The 24,752-nt window shown below is 74.5% G+C and carries 18 protein-coding genes and 2 pseudogenes; 11 read left to right on the top strand and 9 right to left on the bottom strand.

Going from position 1 to position 24,752, the window contains the following annotated elements; all coding sequences use genetic code 11:
• Positions 1 to 53: 53 nt before the first annotated feature.
• Entirely contained in the window at positions 54 to 545 is a 492-nt protein-coding gene (locus ACFSJS_RS14730) for an NUDIX domain-containing protein (protein ID WP_380900340.1), read from the bottom strand.
• Positions 546 to 657: 112 nt separating this feature from the next.
• On the opposite strand from ACFSJS_RS14730, the gene ACFSJS_RS14725 reads away from it, so the two are divergent.
• The 6 genes from ACFSJS_RS14725 (at position 658) to ACFSJS_RS14700 (ending at position 8,371) form a co-directional block, all read left to right on the top strand.
• Positions 658 to 1,380: a ribonuclease H family protein gene (locus ACFSJS_RS14725; RefSeq protein ID WP_380900338.1), complete on the top strand. Its 723-nt coding sequence runs from the start codon at positions 658 to 660 to the stop codon at positions 1,378 to 1,380.
• Positions 1,381 to 1,591: 211 nt separating this feature from the next.
• On the top strand, positions 1,592 to 3,409 hold the full coding sequence (locus ACFSJS_RS14720; protein WP_380900336.1) for a thiamine pyrophosphate-requiring protein: 1,818 nt from the start codon (positions 1,592 to 1,594) through the stop codon (positions 3,407 to 3,409).
• Between the two features lie 240 nt (positions 3,410 to 3,649).
• Positions 3,650 to 4,735, top strand: a complete 1,086-nt coding sequence (locus ACFSJS_RS14715; RefSeq protein WP_380900334.1) for a S1 family peptidase — start codon at positions 3,650 to 3,652, stop codon at positions 4,733 to 4,735.
• A 298-nt stretch (positions 4,736 to 5,033) separates the two neighbouring features.
• Positions 5,034 to 6,479, top strand: a complete 1,446-nt coding sequence (locus tag ACFSJS_RS14710) for a WGR domain-containing protein (protein WP_380900332.1) — start codon at positions 5,034 to 5,036, stop codon at positions 6,477 to 6,479.
• Between the two features lie 152 nt (positions 6,480 to 6,631).
• Positions 6,632 to 6,850, top strand: a complete 219-nt coding sequence (locus ACFSJS_RS14705; RefSeq protein WP_380900330.1) for a hypothetical protein — start codon at positions 6,632 to 6,634, stop codon at positions 6,848 to 6,850.
• Positions 6,851 to 6,958: 108 nt separating this feature from the next.
• On the top strand, positions 6,959 to 8,371 hold the full coding sequence (locus ACFSJS_RS14700; protein WP_380900328.1) for an FAD-dependent oxidoreductase: 1,413 nt from the start codon (positions 6,959 to 6,961) through the stop codon (positions 8,369 to 8,371).
• A 66-nt stretch (positions 8,372 to 8,437) separates the two neighbouring features.
• On the opposite strand, the gene ACFSJS_RS14695 is transcribed toward ACFSJS_RS14700, so the two are convergent.
• The gene (locus ACFSJS_RS14695) at positions 8,438 to 9,211 is read right to left on the bottom strand and encodes a LysR family substrate-binding domain-containing protein (RefSeq protein ID WP_380900326.1); all 774 of its coding nucleotides are present in this window, start codon (positions 9,209 to 9,211) and stop codon (positions 8,438 to 8,440) included.
• A 58-nt stretch (positions 9,212 to 9,269) separates the two neighbouring features.
• Between ACFSJS_RS14695 and ACFSJS_RS14690 the strand changes: the two genes are divergently transcribed.
• Positions 9,270 to 9,662: a DUF5997 family protein gene (locus ACFSJS_RS14690; protein WP_380900324.1), complete on the top strand. Its 393-nt coding sequence runs from the start codon at positions 9,270 to 9,272 to the stop codon at positions 9,660 to 9,662.
• Between the two features lie 96 nt (positions 9,663 to 9,758).
• On the opposite strand, the gene ACFSJS_RS14685 is transcribed toward ACFSJS_RS14690, so the two are convergent.
• On the bottom strand, positions 9,759 to 11,519 hold the full coding sequence (locus ACFSJS_RS14685) for a cellulase family glycosylhydrolase (RefSeq protein WP_380900322.1): 1,761 nt from the start codon (positions 11,517 to 11,519) through the stop codon (positions 9,759 to 9,761).
• 428 nt (positions 11,520 to 11,947) lie between these two features.
• Here ACFSJS_RS14685 and ACFSJS_RS14680 point away from each other — a divergent pair, with 428 nt between their 5' ends.
• A complete protein-coding gene (locus ACFSJS_RS14680) occupies positions 11,948 to 12,493 on the top strand; it encodes an AAA family ATPase (protein WP_380900320.1) in 546 nt (181 codons plus the stop codon).
• 186 nt (positions 12,494 to 12,679) lie between these two features.
• Positions 12,680 to 13,864 (top strand): DUF418 domain-containing protein, encoded by a 1,185-nt coding sequence (locus tag ACFSJS_RS14675; RefSeq protein WP_380900318.1) that lies wholly within the window; start codon positions 12,680 to 12,682, stop codon positions 13,862 to 13,864.
• A 127-nt stretch (positions 13,865 to 13,991) separates the two neighbouring features.
• Here ACFSJS_RS14675 and ACFSJS_RS14670 read toward each other — a convergent pair whose 3' ends face one another.
• A complete protein-coding gene (locus ACFSJS_RS14670; RefSeq protein ID WP_465269797.1) occupies positions 13,992 to 16,424 on the bottom strand; it encodes an MFS transporter in 2,433 nt (810 codons plus the stop codon).
• Between the two features lie 88 nt (positions 16,425 to 16,512).
• Positions 16,513 to 16,995, bottom strand: a pseudogene (locus ACFSJS_RS14665) (MarR family winged helix-turn-helix transcriptional regulator).
• 1,187 nt (positions 16,996 to 18,182) lie between these two features.
• Here ACFSJS_RS14665 and ACFSJS_RS14660 point away from each other — a divergent pair.
• A complete protein-coding gene (locus tag ACFSJS_RS14660) occupies positions 18,183 to 19,637 on the top strand; it encodes an amino acid permease (protein WP_380900314.1) in 1,455 nt (484 codons plus the stop codon).
• A gap of 313 nt (positions 19,638 to 19,950) precedes the next feature.
• On the opposite strand, the gene ACFSJS_RS14655 is transcribed toward ACFSJS_RS14660, so the two are convergent.
• The 3 genes from ACFSJS_RS14655 to ACFSJS_RS14645 form a co-directional block, all read right to left on the bottom strand.
• Entirely contained in the window at positions 19,951 to 20,466 is a 516-nt protein-coding gene (locus ACFSJS_RS14655; RefSeq protein ID WP_380900312.1) for a lytic polysaccharide monooxygenase auxiliary activity family 9 protein, read from the bottom strand.
• Between the two features lie 607 nt (positions 20,467 to 21,073).
• The gene (locus ACFSJS_RS14650) at positions 21,074 to 22,297 is read right to left on the bottom strand and encodes an acetyl-CoA C-acetyltransferase (RefSeq protein ID WP_380900310.1); all 1,224 of its coding nucleotides are present in this window, start codon (positions 22,295 to 22,297) and stop codon (positions 21,074 to 21,076) included.
• Between the two features lie 103 nt (positions 22,298 to 22,400).
• The gene (locus ACFSJS_RS14645) at positions 22,401 to 23,369 is read right to left on the bottom strand and encodes a LysR family transcriptional regulator (protein WP_380900308.1); all 969 of its coding nucleotides are present in this window, start codon (positions 23,367 to 23,369) and stop codon (positions 22,401 to 22,403) included.
• A gap of 112 nt (positions 23,370 to 23,481) precedes the next feature.
• Between ACFSJS_RS14645 and ACFSJS_RS14640 the strand changes: the two are divergent.
• Positions 23,482 to 23,871, top strand: a pseudogene (locus ACFSJS_RS14640) (CoA transferase subunit A); the annotation flags it as partial.
• A gap of 180 nt (positions 23,872 to 24,051) precedes the next feature.
• Here the strand turns inward: ACFSJS_RS14640 and ACFSJS_RS14635 are convergent.
• The gene (locus ACFSJS_RS14635; RefSeq protein ID WP_380900307.1) at positions 24,052 to 24,615 is read right to left on the bottom strand and encodes a hypothetical protein; all 564 of its coding nucleotides are present in this window, start codon (positions 24,613 to 24,615) and stop codon (positions 24,052 to 24,054) included.
• Positions 24,616 to 24,752: the final 137 nt, after the last annotated feature.

Raw genomic sequence — 24,752 nt, 5'->3', positions numbered from 1 at the left:
CGGGGCGCGGCGCCTCCCAGTGGTTCGTGGACGGCCGGGCGGGTGGCGTGCCGTCAGTCGGGTCCGCGCTCGATCAGGCGGCGGTGGGACTCCAGGAGTCCGGCGGGGAGGGCGTCGGGCGGGAACCAGCCGGCCTCCAGGATCTCGAAGGGGTCGATCCGCAGGGTGCCCCCGGTGAGCCGGGCCTCGTACGCAGCCTCCAGCCGCAGCCGGTAGCCGCTCTCGAGCCGGAGGAGTCCGCCGACGCGCACGTCGAGCCCCGTCTCCTCGCGGACTTCGCGCACGACCGTCTCCGCCAGGGTCTCGCCCCTGCGGGCGCAGCCCGTCGGCAGGCCCCAGGGCCGGTCCCTCCGCCACAGGCGGTGCCGCAGGAGGAGCACGTTGCCGTCCCCGTCGCGCACGACGCCCGTGACGCCGACGGTGAACTTGGCGTGCACCAGCCACAGGGCGCGCCACTGCAGCGGCCCCGCGAGCAGGTGCCACAGGCGGGCGGCGAGCCGCCTCGCGCCGTCCGCCGCGTACCGGGTGGTCCGTGTGCCGGGCATCCCGCCATTCTGCCGGAGCCGGCCGGCGCCCCGGCCGGAGGGAACCGCGGCCGGGCCCGCCGCCGGGCGGCCCGGTGGCCGGGCGGCGGCGGGGGGATGGCAGGATCGGAGGGTGGTGGAGAAGATCATCGCCGCTTGTGACGGCGCGTCGAAGGGGAATCCCGGGCCCGCGGCCTGGGCGTGGGTCATCGCCGGTGCCGACGGCGGGGTGGAGCGCTGGGAGGCCGGGCCGCTGGGCCGGGCGACGAACAACGTGGCGGAGCTGACCGCCCTGCAGAAACTGCTGGAGACCCTCGATCCGGCCGTGCCGGCGGAGGTGCGGATGGACTCCCAGTACGCGATGAAGGCGGTCACCACCTGGCTGCCGGGATGGCGCAGGAAGGGCTGGAAGACCTCCGCCGGCACCCCCGTGGCCAACCAGGAGCTGGTGATGCGCATCGACGCGCTGCTGGCCGGCCGGAGCGTGGAGTTCGTCCACACCCCGGCCCACCGGGTGGACGGCGACGCCCTCAACGACGCCGCCGACCGGGCCGCGAGCCACACCGCCCGCACCCAGCAGCCGATCGGCTCCGCCGCGGGCGACGAACTGCCCCCGCCGCAGCCCGCCGCGCGCCCCGCCGCCGGCGGGAAGGGGGCCCGCAGGCCGGGCGCACCGGGCGCGAAGGCGGCGCAGCGCCCGCGGAGTACGCGCTCCCCGGGGGGTTCGGTCAAGGCCAGGTTCCCGGGCCGGTGCCGCTGCGGGCGGCCGTACGCGAAGGGCGAGACGATCGCGAAGAACCCCGACGGCTGGGGCCATCCGGCCTGCGCGGCCGCCGGGCCGGGCGACGGCGCGTGACGCCCGCGCCCCCGCGCCGCCGCGTCCCGCGGGGTCCGGCCTGCTCCGGGGGCGCCCGCCCGGCGGGGCGGCGGTCCGCCGCCCTGCCGCCCGCGCCCGGGAGGTGCACCGCGGCGCCCTGATGTTTCCCGCCCGTGCGCTGCGGCTACCTGGTCATGGCCCCTGCCGGGGCCGGCCGGGTGCTCGTACGACACAGGGAACGGAGAGACGAGTGGCGGAGACCAAGGTTGCCGACCACGTCCTGCGGCGGTTGCGGGAGTGGGGCGTGGAGTACGTCTTCGGGTACGCGGGGGACGGCATCAACGGGCTGCTGGCCGCCTGGGGCCGGGCGGACGACCGGCCCCGGTTCGTGCAGTCCCGGCACGAGGAGATGTCCGCCTTCCAGGCGGTGGGCTACGCGAAGTTCTCCGGCAGGGTGGGGGTGTGCGCCGCCACCTCCGGACCCGGCGCCATCCACCTGCTCAACGGCCTGTACGACGCCAAGCTCGACCACGTGCCGGTGGTGGCGATCGTCGGCCAGACCGACCGCAGCGCGATGGGCGGCTCCTACCAGCAGGAAGTGGACCTCCACACCCTGTACAAGGACGTGGCCTCCGACTTCTGCGAGACGGCGACGGTGCCCGAGCAGCTGCCCAACCTCATCGACCGGGCGATCCGCACCGCCTGCGGCCGGCGCACGGTGACCGCGGTGATCATCCCGGCCGACGTGCAGGAGCTGGAGTACACCCCGCCCGGACACGAGTTCAAGATGGTGCCCTCCAGCATCGGGCTGGGCGCCTCCGCCCCGGTGCCGGCGGACGAGGACGTGGCGCGGGCGGCGCAGGTGCTCAACGCCGGGGAGCGGACGGCCGTCCTGATCGGGCAGGGGGCCCGCGGCGCGCGGGCGGAGGTCGAGCAGCTCGCCGACGTGCTCGGCGCGGGGGTGGCCAAGGCGCTGCTGGGCAAGGACGCGCTCCCGGACGACCTGCCCTACGTCACCGGCTCGATCGGGCTGCTGGGCACCCGCCCCTCCTACGAGCTGATGCGCGACTGCGACACGCTGCTGGTGGTCGGTTCCAGCTTCCCCTACACCCAGTTCCTGCCGGAGTACGGGCAGGCGCGCGCGGTGCAGATCGACATCGACCCGCACATGGTGGGCCTGCGCTACCCCTTCGAGGTGAACCTGGTCGGCGACGCCCGCGCCACCCTGGAGCGGCTGCTGCCGCTGCTCCACCGCAAGCAGGACCGCTCCTGGCGACGGACGGTGGAGGGCAACGTCGCCCGCTGGTGGGAGGTGATGCGGCGGCGCGCGGCGCTGGAGGCCGACCCGGTCAACCCCGAGTACGTCGTCCACGTCCTGGACGGGCTGCTGCCCGACGACGCGATCGTCACCGCCGACTCCGGTTCGTCCACCAACTGGTACGCCCGCCACCTGCGGTTCACCGGGGCCGTGCGCGGTTCGCTGTCGGGCACCCTGGCGACCATGGGACCGGGCGTCCCCTACGCCATCGGCGCCAAGTTCGCCCACCCCGACCGGCCCGCCATCGCCCTGGTCGGTGACGGCGCGATGCAGATGAACGGCATGATGGAGATGGTCACCGCCGCCAAGTACCACGCCCAGTGGTCCGATCCGCGCCTGGTGGTGGCCGTGTTCAACAACCAGGACCTCAACCAGGTCACCTGGGAGATGCGGTCGATGACCGGTGCCCCGCAGTTCGAGGAGTCCCAGCACCTCCCCGACCTGCCCTACGCCGACATCGCCGTCCGCTGCGGTCTGGACGGCGTCCGCGTGGAGCGGCCCGAGGACGTCCGGCCCGCCTGGGAGCGGGCCCTGGCCGCCGACCGCCCCTTCGTCATCGACTTCCGCACCGACCCCGCCGTGCCCCCGATCCCGCCGCACGCCACCTGGGACCAGATGGAGGCCACCGCCTCCGCCCTCCTCCACGGCGACAGCGACCGCGGCTCGGTGATCCGGCAGGGAGTGAAGGCCAAGGTGCAGGAGTTCCTCCCCGGAGGCGGCAGGGAGCCGGGGGCGGGGCGGGAGCGCTGAGCCTCCGCGCCCGCCGCGCCGCCGGGCCCGTCCCGGGCCCCGGTCCGGAAGCCCGGCCCGCTGCGCCGGGCTTCCGGACCGCTCCCGGCCGGTGACCGCCCCGGGGGAGCGGCGTGGAGATCGGGTGACCGTCGGAGGGGCCGGCCTTGTGTGCTACCGGACGGTAGGGAAATAGTGGCCGCTCATCCTCCGCGTGCGGCCCCCCACCCGTCCGCACGCGGCCCCCCACAGGAGGTCGATGTGAGACACCGTCGTGTATCCGGGAAGCGCGCCGCCCTCGCCTGCGGCACCGCCGCCGCCGTACTCGGCTGCGGATTCACCCTCCAGGCCGCCAACGCCGCCGAGGAGGCGCCGCGGTTCACCGCGCGGACCCTGTCGGCCGCGGCGGCCGGAGAACTCGCCGAGTCGCTCGCCGGCGAACTAGGCGCCGACGCGGCCGGCGCCTACTACGACGCCCCGGCCGGGAAACTGGTCGTCAACGTCGCGGACGGGACCGCGGCCGACTCCGTGCGCAGGGCCGGCGGCGAGGCGAGGATCGTCGAGCACACGCTCGCCGACCTGGCCGATGCCCGGCGGACCCTGAAGGACGAGGCGTCGATACCCGGCACCTCGTGGGCCGTCGACCCGGTGGCCAACAAGGTCGTCGTCACCGCCGACCGCACCGTCGAGGGCGAGTCCCTGGACCGGCTCGCCGAGGTGGTGAAGGGGCTCGGCTCCAAGGCCGAACTCAGGCGTTCGGCCGGGGAGTTCGAGCCGTTCGCCGCCGGCGGTGACGCCATCCACTCCGGCGGCGGACGCTGCTCGCTCGGCTTCAACGTCGTCAGGGGCGGCGAGCCCCACTTCCTGACGGCGGGCCACTGCGGCGAGACGGGCAGCCGGTGGTCGCAGTCCCCGGGGGGCCCGGCGATCGGCACGATGGTCGACTCCCGGTTCCCCGGTGACGACTTCGCGCTGGTCGCGTACGACGGCGACACCCCGCACCCCAGTGAGGTGAACCTCTACGGCGGCGGAACCCAGACGATCACCCGGGCGGCCGAGGCGACCGTGGGGATGCGGGTCGTCCGCAGCGGTTCGACCACCCGGGTGCACGAGGGGACGGTCACCGGCCTGAACGCCACCGTCAACTACGGCAGCGGGCAGGTCGTCGAGGGGCTCGTCCAGACCGACGTCTGCGCCGAACCCGGCGACAGCGGCGGCTCGCTCTTCTCGGGCGACGCCGCGATCGGCCTGACCTCGGGCGGCAGCGGCGACTGCTCCTCGGGCGGCCAGACGTTCTTCCAGCCGGTCACGGAGGCGCTCACGGTCTTCGGCGCGCAGATCGGCTGAGGCCGTACGCGCGAGCGGGGCTCCGGGCAGCGGCCCGGGGCCCCGCCGTCGTCTCCGGGTCCGCCGCCGTCTCCGGGTCCGCGGGCGGTGTCACCGCCCGCGCGGCCGGCAGCGGGTCCCCGCGGGCCTCGTCCATGAGGGCGGCCGGGGCGCCGGATCCGCCCCCGGCTCCCCGTGACCGCCCGTCAGCGCCCGCTGTCACTGCCCAAGCCTAGGGTTTCCCCCATCGCCGGAGACCGCCGCACGGGTGTGCGCAACCCGGCGTCCTTCCCGCCTGCCGCCCGACGAAGGGTCCGCCATGCCTGTTGCCGCCGAGTCGACGACCTACCTGGAGCTGTCGGAGGAGAACGGGGGTGCGCACAAGTTCTACGAGGTGCGGCTCAGCGGCACCGAGGTGACCGTCTCCTTCGGCCGGATCGGCGAGAAGGGGCAGACGCGGACCACCGGCTACGCGACGGCGGAGAAGGCCGCGGCCGCCGCCGCCCGCAAGATCGGCGAGAAGGTCCGCAAGGGCTACGCGCCGGCCGTGCGCGGGGTCCGCCGGCGCCGCCCGGTCACGCGGCGCGAGATCACCAGCAGCCGCTCCACGGCCCGCCAGGCGCCCGTGCTGTGGCGGTTCCGCTCCGGCGCGCCCGCCTTCGGCGTCTTCGTCGACGACGAGCACGCCTGGGTGGGCAACCAGAACGGCGACGTCTTCACCCTCACCCACGACGGCGAGGTCACCGGCCGGTTCGGCCTCCCCGACGGCGTCAAGTGCATCGTCGCCGACGACTTCTGGATCTACGCCGGATGCGACGACGGCCGCGTCTACGACCTGGGCGGCAAGGTGCCCCACGTCGCCTACGAGATAGCCGCGGACGTCGACATCTACTGGCTGGACATCCACGACGGCGTCCTCGGCGTCTCCGACGCCCGGGGCGGTGTCACCACCGTCGACCACGAGGACGAGTTCCAGTGGCGCCGTCCGGGCTCCGGCAGCCACGCCTGGATGGTCCGCTGCGACGAGGACGGCGTCTACCACGGGGACTCCAGCGGTGTGGCCCGGTACGCGGCACGCGACGGTGCCCCGGAGTGGTCGGTCCCCACCGAGGGATCGGTGCTGTTCGGCTGGCAGGAGGCCGGCGAGGTCTTCGCCGGCACCAGCCGGGGGCTGGTCTACCGCCTGGCCAAGCACGACGGGGAGGTGCGGGCCCGGTACCGCTGCGACGCCCCGGTGTTCTCCTGCGCGGCCTCCCCCGACGGCCGGTACGTCTTCGCCGGGGACAACCACTCCTCCGTCTACTGCTTCGACGCCGGCGGCACCCGGCTGTGGAAGCTGGGCACCGGCTGCGGATCCGCCTACTCGATGCAGTACCGCGGCGAGCGGCTCTACCTGGTCACCACCGACGGCACGCTCGCCTGCGTCGACGCCGGCGAGAGCGCGGTCCGCGAGGCCCAGGGCGGGCGGCTGCCGCAGACCGCCGACGTCAAGGCCTCCGGCTGGGAGCGCGTCACGCCCACGCGGGAGCTGGAGACGGTCCGGGCCTCCTCGGCCGCCTCCGGGCACGGGGTGGTCGTGGAGTGCGTGCAGGAGGGGGCCCGTACCCGTGTCCGGGTGGTCTCCCCCGGCTACGACCCCTCCTGGCGGGTCCAGTTCCCCAAGGACATCCGCGTCCCCGGCGCCCGCTACGTCGTCTCCGAGGTCCGGGTGGCCGCCCGGGGCGGCTTCTACCGGGCCCGCGGGGAGATCAAGCGCCTGCTGTGAACCGGACCGCCCACGGCCGGCCCCGCCGCCGCACGGCCGGACGTCCCGCCCGGGCCCCGCATCCGGGGTCCGGTCACCCGAATGGCCCCCTCCGGTTACCGGTCCCGGGTGTCTGGGCCTTCCATGGCACAGGAAGCCGTGGAGGAGGCGCCGTGTACGAGATGCGCATGGGGCCGGACGAGGCCGGCACCGGTTCCGTCTGGCACGTCCTGGCGGAGGGGACGAGGAGCCGTGCCCTGTGCGGGGGGTGGGCGGATCCGCCCACCCCCCAGGGGCACACCCGTACCGAACGGCACTGCGGGCCCTGCCTGAACCTGCTCCGCGAGCGGATGCGGGCGCCCGCGGCCACCGGCGCGCCGGGCACGGCCTGACGAGGCCCGGCCCGAGGCCCGCACCGCGGCCGGCGGTACCGCGCCGCGGTGCGGGCATACGCACGGCGGAGCCGGTACGCGACCGGTACGGCGGAGGGAGCACACGGCATGGCGGCCGCGCAGCGCATGGTGGTCATCGGGGGGAACGCGGCGGGCATGTCGGCCGCCTCGCAGGCGCGCAGGCTCCGACGGGCTGGGGAACTGGAGATCGTCGCGCTGGAGCGGGGCGGCCACACCTCCTACTCCACGTGCGGCATCCCCTACTGGATCGGCGGGGACGTCACCGACCCGGACGACCTGATCGCGCGGACCCCCCGGCAGCACCGCGAGCGGGACATCGACCTGCGGCTGCACACCGAGGTCACCGCGCTCGACCCGGACGGCGGGCGGATCCGCCTCCGGGAGCGGGGGAGCGGCGCAACCGGTGAGCGGTGGCTGGGCTACGACCACCTGGTCATCGCCACCGGCGCCCGCCCCGTGCGCCCCGACCTGCCGGGGATCGACGCGCCGGGCGTGCACGGCGTGCAGAGCATGGACGACGGCCGGGCGCTGCTGGCGGACCTGGAGCGGAACGAGGCGTCCCGGGCGGCGGACGCGCCGCGGCGCGCGGTCGTGGTGGGCGCCGGCTACATCGGCGTGGAGATGGCCGAGGCGCTGGTCCGCCGCGGCTACCGGGTCACGGTGCTGGACCGGGCCGAACAGCCGATGACCACGCTCGACCCCGACATGGGCCGGCTGGTGCGCGAGGCGATGCGCCGGATGGGCATCGAGACGGTGACCGGGACCACCGTCACCGCCGTCCGCACCGGCGAGGGGGGCAGGGCGCGGGCGGTCGCCACGGAGGACGCCGAGTACGAGGCCGACCTCGTGGTGCTCGGCCTCGGCGTACGGCCCGAGACCGGACTCGCGCGCGAGGCGGGGCTGCCGCTGGGGGAGTCCGGCGGCCTGCTGACGGATCTGGCGATGCGCGTGCGCGGCCGGGAGGACATCTGGGCGGGAGGCGACTGCGTCGAGGTCCCCGACCTCGTCTCGGGCCGCACCCGGCACGTCGCGCTGGGCACGCACGCGAACAAGCACGGCCAGGTCATCGGCACCAACATCGGCGGTGGCTACGCCACCTTCCCCGGGGTCGTCGGCACGGCGGTCAGCAAGGTCTGCGACCTGGAGATCGCCCGCACCGGCCTGCTGGAGGGCCAGGCCAGAGCCGCCGGACTGCGGTTCGTGACCGCGACGGTCGAGTCGACCAGCCGCGCGGGCTACTACCCGGGCGCCGCGCCGATGCACGTGAAGATGATCGCCGAACGCCGCACGGGCCGCCTGCTGGGCGTGCAGATCGTCGGGCGCGAGGGCGCCGGCAAGCGCGTGGACGTGGCCGCGGTCGCGCTGTCCGCCGGGATGACGGTCGAGCGGATGACCGCCCTGGACCTGGGCTACGCGCCGCCGTTCTCCCCGGTGTGGGACCCGGTCCTGGTGGCGGCCCGGAAGGCGGCCGCGGAGGTGCGCCGGGCCGGCGCGCACTGACGGCGGCTCCCGGGCCTTTCCGCCGGTGCCGGCCCGGCGGGGAGCGGGCCGGCCGCACGGGAGCCGTCAGGACCGGCGGCCGCGCCCGCCGGGCCTGCCGCGCCTGCCCCCCTTGGGGCCGCCGGAGCCCCCCCGGGGGTTCCGGCCGGCCGACGTGCCGGGTGCGGGCTTCTGCCGCGCGCCGCCCTTGCCGGGCCGCTTGCGCTTCGGCTCCTCCGGCGCGGCGGGGCGGCGCCCCCGCGTGCTGTTGACGGTCCGCCCCCGGACGATCCCGATGAAGTCCTCCACCAAATCGGTGGTCCCGTCCTCCCGCCACGACAGCGCGACGCGCGACGCGGGGGTGCCCGTGACCGGCCGGTACGTGAGGTCCCTGCGGTGGTGGAGCCGGGCGAGCGACTGGGGGACGACGAGCAGGCCCACCCCCGCCGCCACCAGTTCCACGGCGTCCGCCGTGGTGGCGGGACGCTCCAGGGCGGGCCGCCCCGGCGGGCGCTCCCAGTCGAGGGTGTCGTCGAGGGGGTGCAGCACGACGTCGTCGGCCAGGTCCTCGGCGGTCACCTCCTCGACCGCCGCCACGAGGTGGTCCTTCGGGACCACGACCACCGTCGTCTCGGTGTAGAGGGGGATCGCGCTCAGATCCGTCCGGTCGGTCGGCAGCCTCAGCAGCCCCGCGTCGGCGCCGCCGCTCCGCAGCACGTCGGACGCTTCGGCGGCGGGCACCTGGACGAGGTGCAGGGGGACGTCGGGCAGGCGCTCGTTCCAGATCCGCACCCACTTGGAGGGCGTCACTCCCGGAACGTATGCGAGCCGGAACGAGGGGGATGCTTCCGAGCCTGTCACCGCGCCAGCCTACCGGGCGCGGCCGGAGGCGCCGCGCGCGCTCGATACCCTTGGGAGCATGAAGCCGCACCAGAGCACCCAGACGATGAAGCCCGCCACAGCGGCGAAGAAGCTGGGTGTGTACCTCCAGGCCACCCCCGCCGAGTTCCAGGAAGGCGTCGTCTCGCGCGCCGAGCTGAACGCGCTGCAGGCCGATCCGCCCGCGTGGCTGCAGGAGCTGCGGCGCAACGGCCCGCACCCCCGGCCGGTGGTCGCGGCGAAGCTGGGCGTGTCCATCTCGGGCCTGGCCCGCGGCGGGATCACCGAGCCCCTCACCACGGAGGAGATCGACGCCCTGAAGGCGGAGAACCCCGAGTGGCTGCAGAAGGAGCGCGCCACCCAGGCCGAGGTGCGCAGGGAGGCGGCGCGCATCAGGGAGAGGAACGCCGAGCGGCGCGAGCAGTCCCGCTGACGGTCCCCGGCCCCGCCGAGGGGGCCCTGGCCCCCTCGGCCCGCTGCACCGGCCCCGCCCCCGGGCGCCGGCCCGTCCGGCGCCCGGGGGCGCCGGTCAGGCCGTGGTGCCGGTGACCGAGGTCCCGGACCGGGTGACGTGGTAGGTCACCGTCGTCCCGCTCCAGTAGTGGAAGGTGAGCGTCACGCGGGAGCCGTCCCTGACCTCCGCGAAGAAGTCGGACGTCAGCCTGGTGGCGCCGCCTGTGTAGTCGGGCGCGAAGGCGCGGTCGAACTCCTTGTAGGAGGTCCAGCCGTGGGGGCCGGCGTTGGTGCTGTCGGCGTACCTGGCCTCCATCGTGGCGAGCCTGTCACCGCGGAAGTCGGTGGGGACGGCGAACGAATCCGTCGTCCCGGAGGCGTTCCGCAGGACCGGTGTGTCGTGGGTGACCAGGTCGATCCGCCACGGGACCCCCTTGGAGAACCGCGCGTGCAGCACCGCGTTGGTGCCGTACGCCCGCGATCCGCTCAGCCGGGTGAGCGCCGAGGCGGTGATGGTGAGCCGGTCGCCCCGGAGGTTGTAGTCCCTGCCGGGCACCAGGTCGGTGGAGCCGTGGCGCAGTCCGGTGAACGAGGTGCCGTTGAGGTTCAGCGTGAGCGTCTTGTCGGTGACGGCCGCCGAGCGGGCGCTGAACACCTGGTCGGACGAGGCCGTGCCCGACCGGGTCGTCCAGCTGGACTTGATCTGCGCGAACAGCTCGGGGTCGTTCCACCGGAAATCGGTGCGCCGGAAGTGCTGGCCGTTGTCCCACAGCATGGTGGTGATCTTCCTGACGCGGGCGTGGTGGCCGAGGAACTCGAAGAACTTCAGCTTCTCGCCCTGCTGGATGGTGCCGGTGTGCCGGTCGAAGCCCAGCAGGCCGTACTCGCCGAGGATCACCGGGATGCCCCGTGCCACGAACGCGCTGTGGACGCGGTCGAACGCGTCGGTCAGGTCCTTCTGGGCGGTGGCGTCGAAACGCGTCCCGCCCGCGACGTTCACGCTGAACGGCCAGTAGCCGTAGTAGTGCACCGTCGCCGCGAGGTTGCGGTCGCCCAGGGCGTCGATGGTGGCGGTCAGCTCGTCCACCCGCGCCTGGTCGGCGGAGGTGTGCAGGGTCGGCAGGACGAGCAGGCGGGTCGCGTTGTTGCCGCCGGACTGGCGCACGATGCGGTGGAAGGAGGTGTTGAGCTCGTCCAGCAGCGCCGCGTTCTGGGCGTCACCGGAACCGCCGGTGAACTGCGGCTCGTTGACGCTCTCGAAGACCAGCCTGGGCGAGGAGTCCCGGAACGCGGCGGCCAGCTGCTTCCAGATGGCGTTGTAGCGGTTGAGGACGCCGGTGCGGTCGGCCGGCATGTCCGCGATCCACTGCCAGGAGTCGTGGTGGATGTTGATCATGACGTGGAAGCCGTCCGCCAGCGCCCAGCCGACCACCTCCTTGACACGGGCGAGGTACGCCGCGTCCAGGGTGTGGTCCGGTGCCGGGCCCTGGTGCCGGCTCCAGGTCACGGGGATGCGGATGCTGTTGAACCCCTGGGCCCTGACGTTGTCGAGCAGGGCCTCGGTGATGCGCGGGTTGCCCCACGAGGTCTCGTCGCTGCCGGTGGCGTCGAGGGAGTTGCCCAGGTTCCAGCCGGGCTGCATCGCGGCGACCCGGGCCATCGCGTCGCCCGGAGCCGGATTGCCGCGTGCGGCGGTGGACGGCGCGGCCGCGGCGGCCGCCGCCTCGGCACCGCCGGCGGGCGTCAGGCCCAGCCCGGCGAGCAGTACGGCGAGGCCGCCCGCCAGCAGGCCGAGCCATCGGCGTATCGCTCCCGTGGTGTCGCGTAAACCGGACATGGTGCTCCTTGGTGGTCGGTCAATTCCGGGGGAAAGGGGGGACGGACGCGTCTGCGGCCGACCGCGGAACCGCGGGTGGACGCCGGTTCGCCGGAATCCTGACATCGGTGTGTCGCGCAGGCAAGAACTCCGGTACGGGCCCGGTGGAAAAACCGTCCGCCGATATGGATTTCCGAGGCGGAAAGGAGGAGTTCGGCGGCCTCTGTCCGGTGATCGGTGAATCATCGAATCGAATTCGACGGCCGATCCGCCGAATTGGTTTTCCGCGGTGCCGGACGCGGCCCGCCGGCCGGGAGCCGGGGTCCGGGTCCACGTGGGTGTGCTTCCGGCCGGCGGTTCGGCCGTGCCGGTAGGGTTCCGCCGGCGGGCGGCTCCGGAGCCCTTCGCCGGGCGGAGCGGCGGGCGACGTGGACTGGGAGGATCACCGCATGACGCTGGGAGCGGAACGGCTCGTCGTCATCACCGGGGGGCCCGGTTCCGGGAAGACCACCCTGATCGACCACCTGCGGGAGACGGGCCATGCGCACTCCCCCGAAGCGGGACGCGGCATCATCCGGGACCAGGCGGCGATCGCCGGGCCCGCGCTGCCGTGGACCGATCCGGCCCTGTTCGCCGAACTGATGCTCTGCTGGGAGCTGCGCTCGTACCGCACGGCCGCCTCGGGCACGGCGCCGGTCTTCTTCGACCGGGGAATCCCGGACATCGTGGGCTACCTGCGGCTGGAGGGGCTTCCCGTCCCCGCCCACCTCGACACCGCCGCCAGAACCTTCCGCTACCGCCGCCGCGTGTTCGTCGCGCCCCCGTGGCCGGAGATCTACCGGCAGGACGGCGAGCGCCGGCAGTCCTACGCCGAGGCCGAGCGCACCTACGAGTCGATGGTCGCGGCCTACACCGACTACGGCTACGAACCGGTGCACCTGCCGTTCGCCCCGGTCGCGGAGCGGGCGCGCTTCGTCACCGGACTCATCCGCTGACATCCGGCCGCACGGGGACCGTTCGCCCCGGCACGCACCGTCCCGCCGGCGGCCCCGCGACGCCGGCCGGAGACTTCCTCCCCCGCGGGGAGGAAGCGACCGCGCCGGCGCCTGCGTCCTTCGGCGTACCGGAAGTTCGGCCCCGCTCACGAGGATCCCGCCCGGAAGCGCCGTGACGATGGGGCCATGACGGACACCGGCACCCAGCCCCCGCAGACACCGGCACCCCCGCCCACCGGAGGACGGCTCGTCCTGCTCGACGTCCTGCGCGGCGCGGCCGTCCTCGGCACGCTCATGACCAACGTGTGGATCTTCACCGCCCCGGGGGCGGAGTGGGGGGTCCTGCGGTCCGGCACGGCCGAGGCGTCCTTCGGGTCGTTCCCGGAAGCCGCCGAAAGCGTGTTCACCCTGCTCGCGAACGGCAAGTTCCTGTCACTGCTGACGATCCTGTTCGGGGTCGGGCTGGCCGTCCAGTACGACGCGGCGGCACGGCGCGGGCAGCCGTGGCCGGGACGCTACCGGTGGCGGGCGCTGTTCCTGTTCTGCGAGGGCACGCTGCACTTCGTGCTGGTCTTCGCGTGGGACGTGCTGATGGGGTACGCGGTCACCGCGCTGCTCGTGGCCTGGCTGCTGACCCGCTCGGAGCGGGCGCGGCGCCGGGTGATGTGGTGGGGGGCGGGCGCGCACCTGGCCGTGATGGGCCTGCTGACGGCGGCACTGGTCCTGAGCGGCACGGAGGACGGCGGCACGGTCCCCCCGGAGATCGTCGACCTGTACGCGCACGGGAGTTACCCCGAGCAGGTCGCCTTCCGGCTCCAGAACGCGGTCGCGCTGCGCCTGGAACCGGTGCTGACCTTCTTCCTGCTGGTCTCCCTCCTCCTGCTGGGCGTGCGGCTGTACCGGGCGGGGGCGTTCGGCGCGGACGGGACGGGGCGCCGCCTGCGCTCCCGGATGCTGGCGTGGGGGCTGGGTCTCGGGCTGCCGCTCAACGTGGCGGCGGCGCTGGGCGGCCCGGACCTGTTCCTGCTGAGCCGGTACGCTGCCGCCCCGCTGCTGGCCGTCGGGTACATCGGCCTGATCGGCGCGCTGGTGGACCGGGTGCGGCGGCCGGGTCCCCTGATGACGGGACTCGCCTGCGTCGGCCGGACGGCGCTGTCCGCGTACGTCCTCCAGAACGTGCTGTGCGTGTTCGCCGCGTACGGCATCGGGCTGGGCCTGGCGGAGCGGCTCGGCGGCACGGGGCGGCCGTGGTGGGTGATGGGGTTGTGGGCGGGAGTGTGCCTGGTGCTGACGGCCGGTTCCGCGCTGTGGCTGCGGCGGTTCTCGGCGGGGCCGCTGGAGGCGCTCCAGAAGCGGGTCCTGCGCCGCTGAGGTGCCGCGCCGGTGCCGTGTGCCCCGGGGGCCCGCGTGGGCCGCCCCCTGCCCTCCGCCCGGGGGCCGTTCCGGCCCAGGGGACGCCGCCCTCCGCTCACGGCACCGCCCGGGGGCCGGGACCGGACTACTCGCCCGGGTGGGCGAGTTCGATGTCGTGGTTCTCGACCCCGTGCCCGCTCACGCGGACCCCGGTGGCCACCGGGGGGTAGCCGCCGGCGATGACCGTGTACTCGCCGCCGTCGAGGTCGGTGAAGGCGTACGCCCCGTCGGCCCCAGTCGTCGCGGTGGCGACCACGTTGCCCGCGACGTCCACGAGCGTGACCCGGGCGTCGTCCAGCGGTCCGCCCGCGGCCCGCACGGTGCCCCGTACCCGCGCCCCGGTGCGCAGCTCGACCTCGACACGGGTCACCCCGGTGCCGCCGACCTCGACGGGGAGCGCCGCCGGGCGGTGTCCCGCGGCGTTGACGGCGACGGTCACCGGGCCGGGCACCAGCTCGGCGAAGGTGAACAGGCCCTGCTCGCCGGTCTGCCCCGCGGCCAGGACGTCGCCGCGGACGTCGGTCACGACGACCGTCGCGCCGGTGACCGGCTCGCCGCTGCCGGCGGCCCGCACCACACCGCCGAGCCCGCTCGTGCCGTTCAGCAGGATGTCGTGGGCGAGGAGGGGCCCGCCGTCGACGACGATCGTGGAGGCCTGCGGCTGGAAGCCGTCGGCCGAGGCGATCAGCACGTAGGTGCCGGCGCCGGGGGCGTCGAGGGCGTAGCCGCCGTCGCCCCGGGCGACCGAGCGGCCGAGCCGGCGTCCGGTGAGGGAGATCAGCGTCACCGCGGCCCGCGGCACGGGCGCGTCCTCGGCGCCGCGGACGCGGCCGCGCACCGGTATCCCTCCGCCGGAGGGCGTGTCCGCGGCCCCGCCCGCGGTGTCCTCCCCGGTGCGGGAGGCGGTGGCCCGGCTCGGGACGTCCTCCTCCGGGCCTTCGGTCCCGGCGGCCCGCGCCGCCGCGGTCCCCCCGGCCCGGACGGCGTCCGGCTGCCGCTCGGCGGCCTGGGCGAGGGCGCCCGACGTCCGCAGCGGGACCTCCTTGATGAACAGCGTCACCAGGAAGGCGAGGAAGGCGACCGGCGTGACGTACAGGAAGACGTCGGCGATCCCGTGCCCGTAGGCGCCCTCCAGCCAGGTGCGGATGTGCGGGGGCAGCAGGTCCATGTCGGGGATCCCGCCGCCGGCCAGGGTCCTGCCGGCCGCCGCCCGCTCACCGGGGCCGAGGGAGGAGACGGTGTCCTCGGCGTGGTGGCCGATCCGGGTCGACATCACCGAGCCGAGCACCGAGACGCCCACCGCACCGCCGAGCGACCGGAAGAAGGTCACCACGGAGCTGGCCGCGCCGAGGTCCTGCGGCGCCACCTGGTTCTGCGTGGACAGCACCAGGTTCTGCATCATCATGCCGATGCCGAGGCCCATGGCGGCCATGAAGAGGGCCAGGTGCCAGTACGGGGTGTCGTACCGCATGGTGCCGAGCAGTCCCAGGCCCGCGGTCACCAGCACACCGCCGGCGACCAGCCAGGCCTTCCACCTGCCGGTCCTGGTGATGACCAGACCGGAGACCGTCGAGGAGACGAACAGGCCGCCGATCATCGGGATCGTCATGACGCCGGACATCGTCGGCGACTGGCCCCGGGCCAGCTGGAAGTACTGGCTGAAGTACACGGTGCCGGCGAACATCGCGACACCGACGAGCAGGGAGGCGAGCGAGGCCAGGGTGATCGTGCGGTTGCGGAACAGCCGCAGCGGGATGATCGGCTCGCTCGCCCTCGTCTCGACGAGCAGGAAGACCAGCGCGAGGACGATCGCGCCGCCGACCATGGCGCAGGTCTGCCAGGAGAGCCAGTCGTACTTGTCGTCGGCGAAGGTCACCCAGACCAGCAGCAGGCAGACGGCCGCGGTGACGAGGCAGGCGCCCGCCCAGTCGACGCTGACCTTCCGCCTGGTCACCGGCAGGTGCAGCGTCTTCTGCAGCACCAGGAGCGCGACCAGCGCGAACGGCACGCCGACGTAGAGGCACCAGCGCCAGCCCAGCCACGGGGTGTCGGTGATGACGCCGCCGAGCAGCGGGCCGCCGACGGTGGCGACGGCGAAGGTCGCGCCCAGGTAGCCGGAGTAGCGGCCCCGCTCACGCGGGGAGATCATGGCGGCCATGATGATCTGGGAGAGCGCGGCCAGACCGCCGGCGCCCAGGCCCTGGACGGCACGGGCGGTGATCAACATGCCCGGGTTCCGGGCGAGGCCGGCCACGAGCGAGCCCGCGATGTAGATGCACAGAGCCACCTGGACCAGCGCCTTCTTGCTGCTCAGGTCGGCGAGCTTGCCCCACAGGGGGGTGGAGGCCGTCATCGTCAGCAGCGACGCGGTCACCACCCAGGTGTAGGCGCTCTGCCCGCCGCCGAGCTCCGCGATGATCTCGGGCAGCGCGTTCGAGACGATGGTCGACGCGATGACGGCGGCGAACATGCCGAGCAGCAGCCCGGAGAGCGCCTCCATGATCTGCCGGTGCGTCATCGGAGCGTCGCTCCCGGCGCCCGCTCCGTGTTTGGCGTGGCTGCCCCGCACACCGGTCGGTGTGGATGTGGCCATGGACTTCCTTTTCCTACGCGGGTGTACGGGTGGTCGGTTCCGCGGGACCCCCGGCGTCCGGGGGCCGCGGCGCGGTGCGGCAGCCGCCGAAGCTGTCGCGCAGCCGTGCGAGCATCGCGTTGAGCCGGTCGACCTCGTCGTCGGACCAGTCGGCCAGGTGCGCGGCGAGCGCCCGGGTGTAGCGCTCGGAGAGCTGCGCCAGCTTCCGCCGGCCGGCGGGTGTGAGCCGCAGGATCCGTGAGCGCCCGTCCGCGGGGTCCGGGGACTTCTCGATTCAGCCCCGGTCCGCCACGTGGGCGACGTGCCGGCTGGTGACCGACGTGTCGACGGCGAGCAGCTCGGCGAGCCGGCTCATCCGCATCTCGCCCTCGCGGTCGAGCGCGGTGAGCACGGCGGCGGAACCCGCCGGGCAGTCCTGCGGGAGGGTGCGTCCCAGGTCGCGCTTCACGGCCCCCACGGCGCTGAGCCGCCGGGCCAGCTCCTCGAACCGCTCCACGGCGGCACACCTCCACTTTGTTGCCTAGGGCAACGATAAATTAGTTGGTTAATGAAACGAAACTAAATCGGGCAAAATCCCGTAAAAGCTCGGCAAAGACCTGTCCGGCGGCAGCCGGGCGGTGGAGTGGGGGTGCCGGGCCGGCGGGATGCGACGGCCGCGGGACCGGCGGGCCCCGCAGCCGGTTCGCGCGGCTCCGCGGAGGTGTGCACCGCCCGGGGCGCGGCGGGCGCCGCATCGAGGCCGGCCCGTGTCCGCCGGGGTGCCCCGGACGCCGGGGCCCGCGGCCGCGCCGGACCCGCCCCGGTGGGCCGGTACCGCGCCGCAGGCGCCGGAACCGGGATGCCGGGCCGCGGAGAATTCCACCGGATGGTACGAGGGCGATTCCGGTCGTCATTTCCTCTCCCTGCTCGCCCTGCCGACCGGGGCGGGGGAGGGAGAACAATTCCCCACGGCGGGATGGGGCGGCCTGCTCTCTCGGCTCCCTCCGCGGGCCGGGGCGAGGCGGGAGTGCCCCGGGTAATCCACCGCCGGCTGCTCCGGGGTTCCGGGGCGCGTGATTCCTGTGGGTCTCCGGAGGATGAGATGAAAGCATTCCGCCGATGTCTGACCGCCGCGGCGGTGACGACCGCGCTGCTCGCCGGGGTACGGCATCCGCCGCCGTCGAGGCGCCCCCGCCCCGGCACAGCGCCCCCGTGCGCCGGAGGCGCACGGCGGCGCGCGCGTCCCGGCCGGCGCCGACTCCCCGCGCGGAACGACGGTCCGCAGGAAGGCGGCCCTGACGTCGGGCAGCGGCAGGCGCCCGGGGCCTGGCCGGGGGCGCCTGCGCCCTCTTCCGGAACGACGGGACCCTCGTCCTCCACGACCGGTCGGGCAACGCGGTGTGGCACACCGGCACCTGGCAGCGGGGCAGACCCCCTCCGCCGGCGGCTCCCTCCACCGCCGGGCGGCCCGCCGCGCCTCCTCCGCGCACCGGGGAAGCGTCCTCGCGCGGACGTGCGGGCACCGGCCCCGTCCCGGTTCCCACCGCCGGCCCGCCGCCGGACCGGAAGGGGCGGCACCCGTAAGGCCCAGCCCGGCCGGTGGGCGGGCAGGCGGACGGACCACTTCCGGAGCGCCTGCCTCCGGCACCCCGCCCGGTCCGTCATCATGAGCGGCTGTCAGCCACCGGCGGAGAGGACGAGGTCATGGCCGGGCTCCGGATGGGACAGGGCGTACTGCGTCGGAAACCGATCGAGTACATCGAGGCGGCCGAGGGCGCTCCGAGCGAGCGGCTCGCCCGTACGCTCGGCCTGTGGCAGCTCACCGCCATCGGGGTCGGCGGCATCATCGGAGCCGGGATCTTCACCCTGGCCGGGACCGTCGCCAACGGAACCGCGGGCCCCGCCGTCCTGGTGTCCTTCCTCATCGCCGGTGTGGCCAGCGCGGCGGCGGCGCTCTCGTACGCCGAGTTCGCCGGACTGATCCCGAAGGCCGGCTCCGCCTACACCTACGGCTACGCGGTCCTGGGCGAGCTGGCGGGCTGGTTCATCGGATGGGACCTGCTGCTGGAGTACACCGCGATCGTCGCGGTCGTCGCGATCGGCATCTCCGGCTACGTCAACTTCCTGCTGACCGAGACGGGCACCGCCCTGCCCGCCTGGATGCTCGGCGCCCCGGGCACCGGTGAGGGGCACCGGGTCGACCTCATCGCGGCCGTCCTCTGCCTCCTCATCGCCTACCTGCTCACCCTGGGCATCAAGAACGCGGCGCGCTTCGAGACGGCGGTCGTCGTCCTGAAGGTGCTGGTGGTGCTGCTGGTCATCGTCGTCGGCTTCCTCCACATCGACACCGGCAACTACAGCCCGTTCTTCCCGTACGGCGTCGGCGGCGCCTTCACCGGGGCGGCCACGGTCTTCTTCGCCGTCTTCGGGTACGACGCCATGAGCACGGCCGCCGAGGAGTCGAGGGACGCCCAGCGGCACATGCCCAGGGCGATCGTCTACTCGCTCGCCATCGCGATGGTGCTGTACGTCCTGGCCTGCCTGACCCTGACGGGCATGCAGAACTACACGGAAGTCGACCCGGAGAGCGGCTTCTCCACCGCCTTCAAGTCGGTGGGGCTGGACGCCGTCGCCGATGTCGTCGCGGTCGGGGCGATCATCGGCATCCTCACCGTGATGTTCACCTTCATGCTGGGCGTGACGCGGGTGTGGTTCTCCATGAGCCGTGACGGCCTGCTGCCGCGCTGGTTCGCCAGGACGCATCCGACCCGGCACGTCCCCACCCGCGTCACCTGGATCGTGGGCGGGGCCTCCGCGGTGATCGCGGGTTTCGTACCGATCGGTGAGGCGGCGGAGCTGACCAACATCGGCATCCTGCTCGCCTTCGCCGTGGTGTGCACCGCCGTGATGGTGCTCCGTTACCGCCACCCCGAGCTGCCGCGCCGGTTCCGCGCCCCCTTCATGCCGTTCACCCCGGCGATCGGCGTGATCGCCTCGGTCTGGCTCATCACCTACCTCCGGACGGAGACGTGGCTGCGCTTCGCGGCCTGGTTCCTGATCGGTCTGGTCGTCTACTTCGGCTACTCCTACCGGCACTCGGTGCTCGCGCAGGAGGAGGGGGCCGCGCGGGGCGGCCCCGCGGGAGGGCCCCACCCCTGACGGGCCCGGAGGGCACGCGCCGCCCGCCGGGCCGCGGCGGGGCTCACAGGCCCCGGCGGTGGGCGGAGTCGGGGAGGGGTGAATTCGGGGAGGGACAGGTCGTCCGGGGGAGGCGTAGGTTCCCCCCGGCCCGGCCGCGCGGCCTCTCGGGGGCGGCGTGGGGCAGCCGCGCCCCCGACGGGCCGCGGCCCGGCGGCCGTCCCGCGGTGACCCGGTCGCCGGCACTCCGAGGACCGGGGCGCGGCGGTCCCCGCAGGGCGCCGCGCCCCGTGCGCCGGCCGTCCTCCCGCGAAGCCGGCGCCGATCGGCGGGGTCAGCCGATGTTCACGTCCACGCAGGCGTAGAAGGCGTTGGCGGTGTCGGCGATGTTCCACACCGCGAGCACCTTCTGCTTTCCGGACAGGCTGCCGAAGTTCACCTGGTGCGTGACGGTCGCTCCGGGCTGCGCACCGCCGTCGTTGAACTCCGCGATCTTCCGGCCGCCCGCGTAGTACTGCCAGGTGCTGGTGGCGTGGCGGGCCGTCAGGCGCCAGTTGAAGCTGGTCGTCCGGCTGACGGGGGTGACCCTCCAGCCCTTGCTGTCGTTGTCGAGCTCGGCGAAGGCGGCGTTGCCGCCGCTGCAGCTCCTCAGCCCCTTGGGGCCCTCGACGCTCTGCGGCTCGTACTTGATCGGGCCGCAGGGGACGACACCCGCGGCGCACTGGGCCTGGCGGCTCGGGGGCGAGGAGATGTAGCCGTGCGCGTTCGCCGTGCCGGCCGGCAGGCTCACGGCCAGGAGCGGGGCGATGCCCGCTCCGATGGCGACGGCCAGCCTCTTCTTACCCTTCATGGCAACTCCTTCGTGGGGGGACCGCGCCTTTCGCGCGGGTTCGCCGGAACGGCTCGGGGGAGGCGCGGACATGCGGGACGGCAGCCGTGACGGTGGGGCCGGCTGCGGCGACGCATCCGCGCTCCCGCTTGGTCTAGACCATACTCGTTGACGGTCACCGGTCAAGAGAGGCGGCCGTCCGGACGCCGGGCTGCTGCGATCGCGACCGCGACCGCAGCACGGACGGACGTGCGTCAGCGACTCGGCGACGCAGGCCGGTTCCCCGGGTCCGCCGGCTCGAACGCGACGTCCCGGGCCATGGCGGCCCCGCCCCGCTTCACCGGCTCCGCGGAGGCGGCGACGGCGTGCAACCGGACGCGGCTCCCCACGGGGAGGGGCGCCGGGGAGCGGTCTCTGTCGGCGCCGTGGTCCGGCGCCGTGCCCGCACCCGTCGCCCGGAGCAGCTCCGCGGCCGTCGGGACGCCCCGGCCGAGGGCCGGGCAGCCGTCGGCGGCGGTCCTGCCGTACGGCCCCGGGCGGCGCGTCCGGTGCCGGCGCGGTTCCCGCCGATCGGCTCAGGCGGTCTCCCGCCGGCGGACCCGGGCCCGCCGGCGGGAGGCGGGGAGCGTCAGCCCGCGACGCGCTCGAAGACCGCGGCCAGTCCCTGGCCGCCCCCGATGCACATGGTCTCCAGGCCGTAGCGGGCCTCGCGGCGGCGCATCTCGCGGGCGAGGGTGGCCAGGATGCGGCCGCCGGTGGCGCCGACGGGGTGACCGAGGGAGATGCCGGAGCCGTTGACGTTGATGCGCTCGTGGTCGGCGTCGGTGAGGCCCAGTTCACGGGTGCAGGCGAGGACCTGGGCGGCGAAGGCCTCGTTGAGCTCGATGAGGTCCAGGTCCGCCAGGGTCAGCCCGGCCTTCCCCAGGGCGGCGCGCGTGGCCGGGACCGGGCCGATGCCCATGGTCTGCGCGGGGACCCCGGCCCTGGCGAAGGAGACGAGGCGGACCAGCGGGGTCAGCCCCAGGCGCTCGGCGGTCCCGGCACTGGTGACGATGCAGGCCGCGGCGGCGTCGTTCTGGCCGCTGGCGTTGCCGGCCGTGACCGTCGCCTCCGGGTCGGACGCGGCCATCACGGGCTTCAGGGCGGCGAGCTTCTCGGCCGTGGTGTCCGGGCGCGGGTGCTCGTCGGCGGAGACGGTGGTCCCGCCCCTGCGGGTGCGCACCGGCACCGGGACGATCTCCTCGTCGAACAGCCCGGCCCCGATGGCCGCGGCCGCCCGCTGCTGGGAGCGCAGGGCCAGGGCGTCCTGGTCCTCGCGGCTGATCCGGTACGCGCGGCGGAGGTTCTCGGCCGTCTCTATCATGCCGCCGGGCACCGGGTGGTTGACGCCGCCGGCGGTGACGCGGCCGCGGGCGAGGGAGTCGTGCAGCTCCAGGCCCGGGCCCTTGACGCCCCAGCGTGCGTCGTGCGTGTAGAAGGGGGCCGCGCTCATCACCTCGACACCGCCCGCGATCACCACCTCGCTGAAACCGGCGCGGATCTGCATCGCGGCATCCAGGACGGCCTGCAGACCGGAACCGCAGCGCCGGTCGAGCTGGACGCCGGTGACGGAGACCGGCAGCCCGGCGTCCAGCGCCGCCACCCGGCCGATCGCGGGGGCGTCGGAGGTGGGGTAGACGTGGCCGAGGATCACCTCGTCCACGCGCTCGGGGTCGATGCCGGTCCGGCGCACGAGTTCCGCGATCACACGGGCCGCGAGGCCGGCGGGACGCAGCGACGACAGCGCTCCGCCGAACCGGCCGATGGGGGTGCGCAGCGGTTCGCAGATGACGACATCGGACTGACCGGGCATGTCGTGGCCTTTCAGGGGTGCGGATACGGATGCGACCGACCTTTCCACCGGTCGCGCGCCCGGTCCAATACTCGATCGACGACGGATCGAGACGCCGGACCACTCAATCGGCTCCGGCCGCCTTCGGGGCCTCGCGGAGCTGCGCCGCCCCGCCGGACCTCCCGCCCTCCGCCTCGTACCCCGGCGGAGTGGGCAGGGCCTCCGCCGCCACCCGCAGAACGCTGCGGAGGGCGGCCGACGGGTTGTCGCGGCGCCAGGCGAGGGCGGCCCGCAGCCGTCGGGGAGGGCCCCCCAGGGGGCGGTGGACGATGCCGGTCTGCTGGATGTGGAGGCACGAGGAGAGGGTGAGGGTCACCCCGACGCCGGCCGCGACCAGCGCCAGGATGGTGTAGGAGTCCGGGGCCTCCTGCACCACCCGGGGCCGGAAGCCGGCCTCCTCGCAGGCGCGGAAGGAGGCGTCGCGGAGCGAGGAGCCGGCGTTGGCGGGGAACGTGACGAAGGGCTCGCCCTCCAGATCGGCGAGGGCGATGCGCTCGCGCTCGGCGAGGAGGTGGTCCTGCGGCAGCGCGCACAGCAGCTCCTCCTCACCGATCACGCGGGTCTCCACACCCGGCAGGTCGGCGGGGAGCCGGACGAAGCCGAGGTCGAGGGAGCCGTCCGCGACCTTCGCCAGGGCGACGTCGGCGTAGGTCTGCCCCCGCATCACCAGTTCCAGGCCGGGGTGGGCGGCGCGCACCGCGCGGGTCAGCAGCGGCAGGGTGTCGTGTGAGGAGGCGCCGGCGAAGCCGACGGTGACGCGGCCGTACTCGCCCTGCCCGGCCGCCTTGGCGGCTCGCACGGCGACGTCCAGGTCGTCCAGCACCCGGCGGACCGGCTCGAGGAAGGACCGGCCGGCGCTGGTGAGCCGCACCGAGCGGGTGTTGCGCTCGAAGAGCTGGACGCCCAGCTCCTTCTCCAGCCGGCGGATCCGCTGGCTGAGCGGCGGCTGCGCCATCCGCAGCCGCCTGGCGGCGCGGCCGAAGTGGAGCTCCTCGGCCACCGCGATGAAGGAGGTCAGGTAACGCAGTTCCACGGCCACCCCCCGGGGTCTCGTGCGGTCGGCACCGTCTGTTTCGCCTGGAGTTTCAAGGTGGCCTTGATCCGGCATCGGACCGTAATCAACGGGCGCCGGCAGTGCAAGGGCCGTGGACAGGACCACGACGACGAGGGACGCGATCGCCGCCTCCGGCACGGCGGCGACACGGCCTCCCGCAAGCGCTTCGCGCATCCCGTCCCCACGGCCGCAGGCCACGGGACTGTCCGGCAGGGCCGCGGGAACCTCACCGTGGTCCGCACGGCGGCGGACATCGCGGTGGACCGGATGCCGGCGGGCGGCTGCGTCGCCGAGCCGGTCCCCTCCTTCGCGGGCAACTCCTCCGCGGGCTCCCCCGGCGAGCTGCGCCGCGTCGAGCACGCCGGCTCCGAACCACCGGATCCGAGGAGCGCTCCCACTGCGGCGTGATCTGCCGTCACCTCACCGGTGTCCGGCGGCTCCCCGCCACCCGCTGCGCTCCTGCGCCGGCAGCGACCTGCCCGTGCCGGGGGTGCCGCAGCCGGACGTGGGCAGGGCCGCGGCGTGCGGTTGGCGACCGGCCGGGTGGGGGCCCGGGGGAGGGGGTGACGCACACGGGGGGGGCAGGCCGGGCCGCGGTCCACCGCACGGTGCCCCGGCCTGGGCGGCCGGGGCACCGTTGTCCGCGTGCGGCGGACCGCGCTCAGTCCATGTCCAGGCGTGCGGCGGCCTTGCGCAGCATGCCCATCTTCTGCGGGGACAGTTTCTGCTGCTCGCTGGCGAGTGCGCTGACGACGGTCAGCGCGCCGGTCAGTACGGGGATGCTCCACTGGGCCCAGCGGAGCTGCCGTTCGGCGTCTTCGAGGGAGACGGGGTGGCGCTCGGCCTCCGCGTCCGTCCCCGGCTCGGCCGAGGTGACCATCTCGAGCTTCTTGCCCAGCACCCGGCTGTAGGCGGTGGCCGCCAGGGCGGCACCGGTGAGGAGGGTCTTGATCACCGAGGTGGCCCCCATCCCCCGCTGGTGCTCGACCCGGTAGAAGTTGGACGCCAGCATGGAGACGGCGCCGGCGAGGTGGACTGCGATGGCCATGCCGTTGACCGGCGTCCACTTCGCCCATCCGATGCTTGCGATCTTGTCTCCGGTCTTCCCGTCCTCCCACTCGCGGGCTACACCGTTCAGTCCCACGGCGCCCATCAAAGAGCCGCCGAACCATGCGCCCATTCCCAGATCGTGCAGGCTGTGGGCGAGCGTGTTACGTTCGGGCACACCGACCTCCAGTCTTTTTGGTGTGTTTTCTACGCTTTCAAGGCATAGCAGAGGCTGACGGTATCCGCTGCCTGAGCCCGCGTCCCCGAGCCCTGACCGCACGGCCCGCCGCGCGCCGCCCCCGGGGGCGGCGCGCG

It is taken from the genome of Streptomyces desertarenae, from assembly GCF_042681365.1.
GTDB lineage: Bacteria > Actinomycetota > Actinomycetes > Streptomycetales > Streptomycetaceae > Streptomyces > Streptomyces desertarenae.
The sequence above is the reverse complement of the archived record's forward strand: the minus strand, read 5'-3'. Positions and strand labels throughout refer to the sequence as shown.

Bases quoted from the DNA above. Each gene is read 5' to 3' on its own strand.
- ACFSJS_RS14730 (WP_380900340.1), bottom strand. From the start codon at position 545: ATGCCCGGCACACGGACCACCCGGTACGCGGCGGACGGCGCGAGGCGG.
- ACFSJS_RS14710 (WP_380900332.1), top strand. From the start codon at position 5,034: ATGCCTGTTGCCGCCGAGTCGACGACCTACCTGGAGCTGTCGGAGGAG.
- ACFSJS_RS14700 (WP_380900328.1), top strand. From the start codon at position 6,959: ATGGCGGCCGCGCAGCGCATGGTGGTCATCGGGGGGAACGCGGCGGGC.
- ACFSJS_RS14690 (WP_380900324.1), top strand. From the start codon at position 9,270: ATGAAGCCGCACCAGAGCACCCAGACGATGAAGCCCGCCACAGCGGCG.
- ACFSJS_RS14685 (WP_380900322.1), bottom strand. From the start codon at position 11,519: ATGTCCGGTTTACGCGACACCACGGGAGCGATACGCCGATGGCTCGGC.
- ACFSJS_RS14680 (WP_380900320.1), top strand. From the start codon at position 11,948: ATGACGCTGGGAGCGGAACGGCTCGTCGTCATCACCGGGGGGCCCGGT.
- ACFSJS_RS14675 (WP_380900318.1), top strand. From the start codon at position 12,680: ATGACGGACACCGGCACCCAGCCCCCGCAGACACCGGCACCCCCGCCC.
- ACFSJS_RS14670 (WP_465269797.1), bottom strand. From the start codon at position 16,424: ATGACGCACCGGCAGATCATGGAGGCGCTCTCCGGGCTGCTGCTCGGC.
- ACFSJS_RS14660 (WP_380900314.1), top strand. From the start codon at position 18,183: ATGGCCGGGCTCCGGATGGGACAGGGCGTACTGCGTCGGAAACCGATC.
- ACFSJS_RS14655 (WP_380900312.1), bottom strand. From the start codon at position 20,466: ATGAAGGGTAAGAAGAGGCTGGCCGTCGCCATCGGAGCGGGCATCGCC.
- ACFSJS_RS14650 (WP_380900310.1), bottom strand. From the start codon at position 22,297: ATGCCCGGTCAGTCCGATGTCGTCATCTGCGAACCGCTGCGCACCCCC.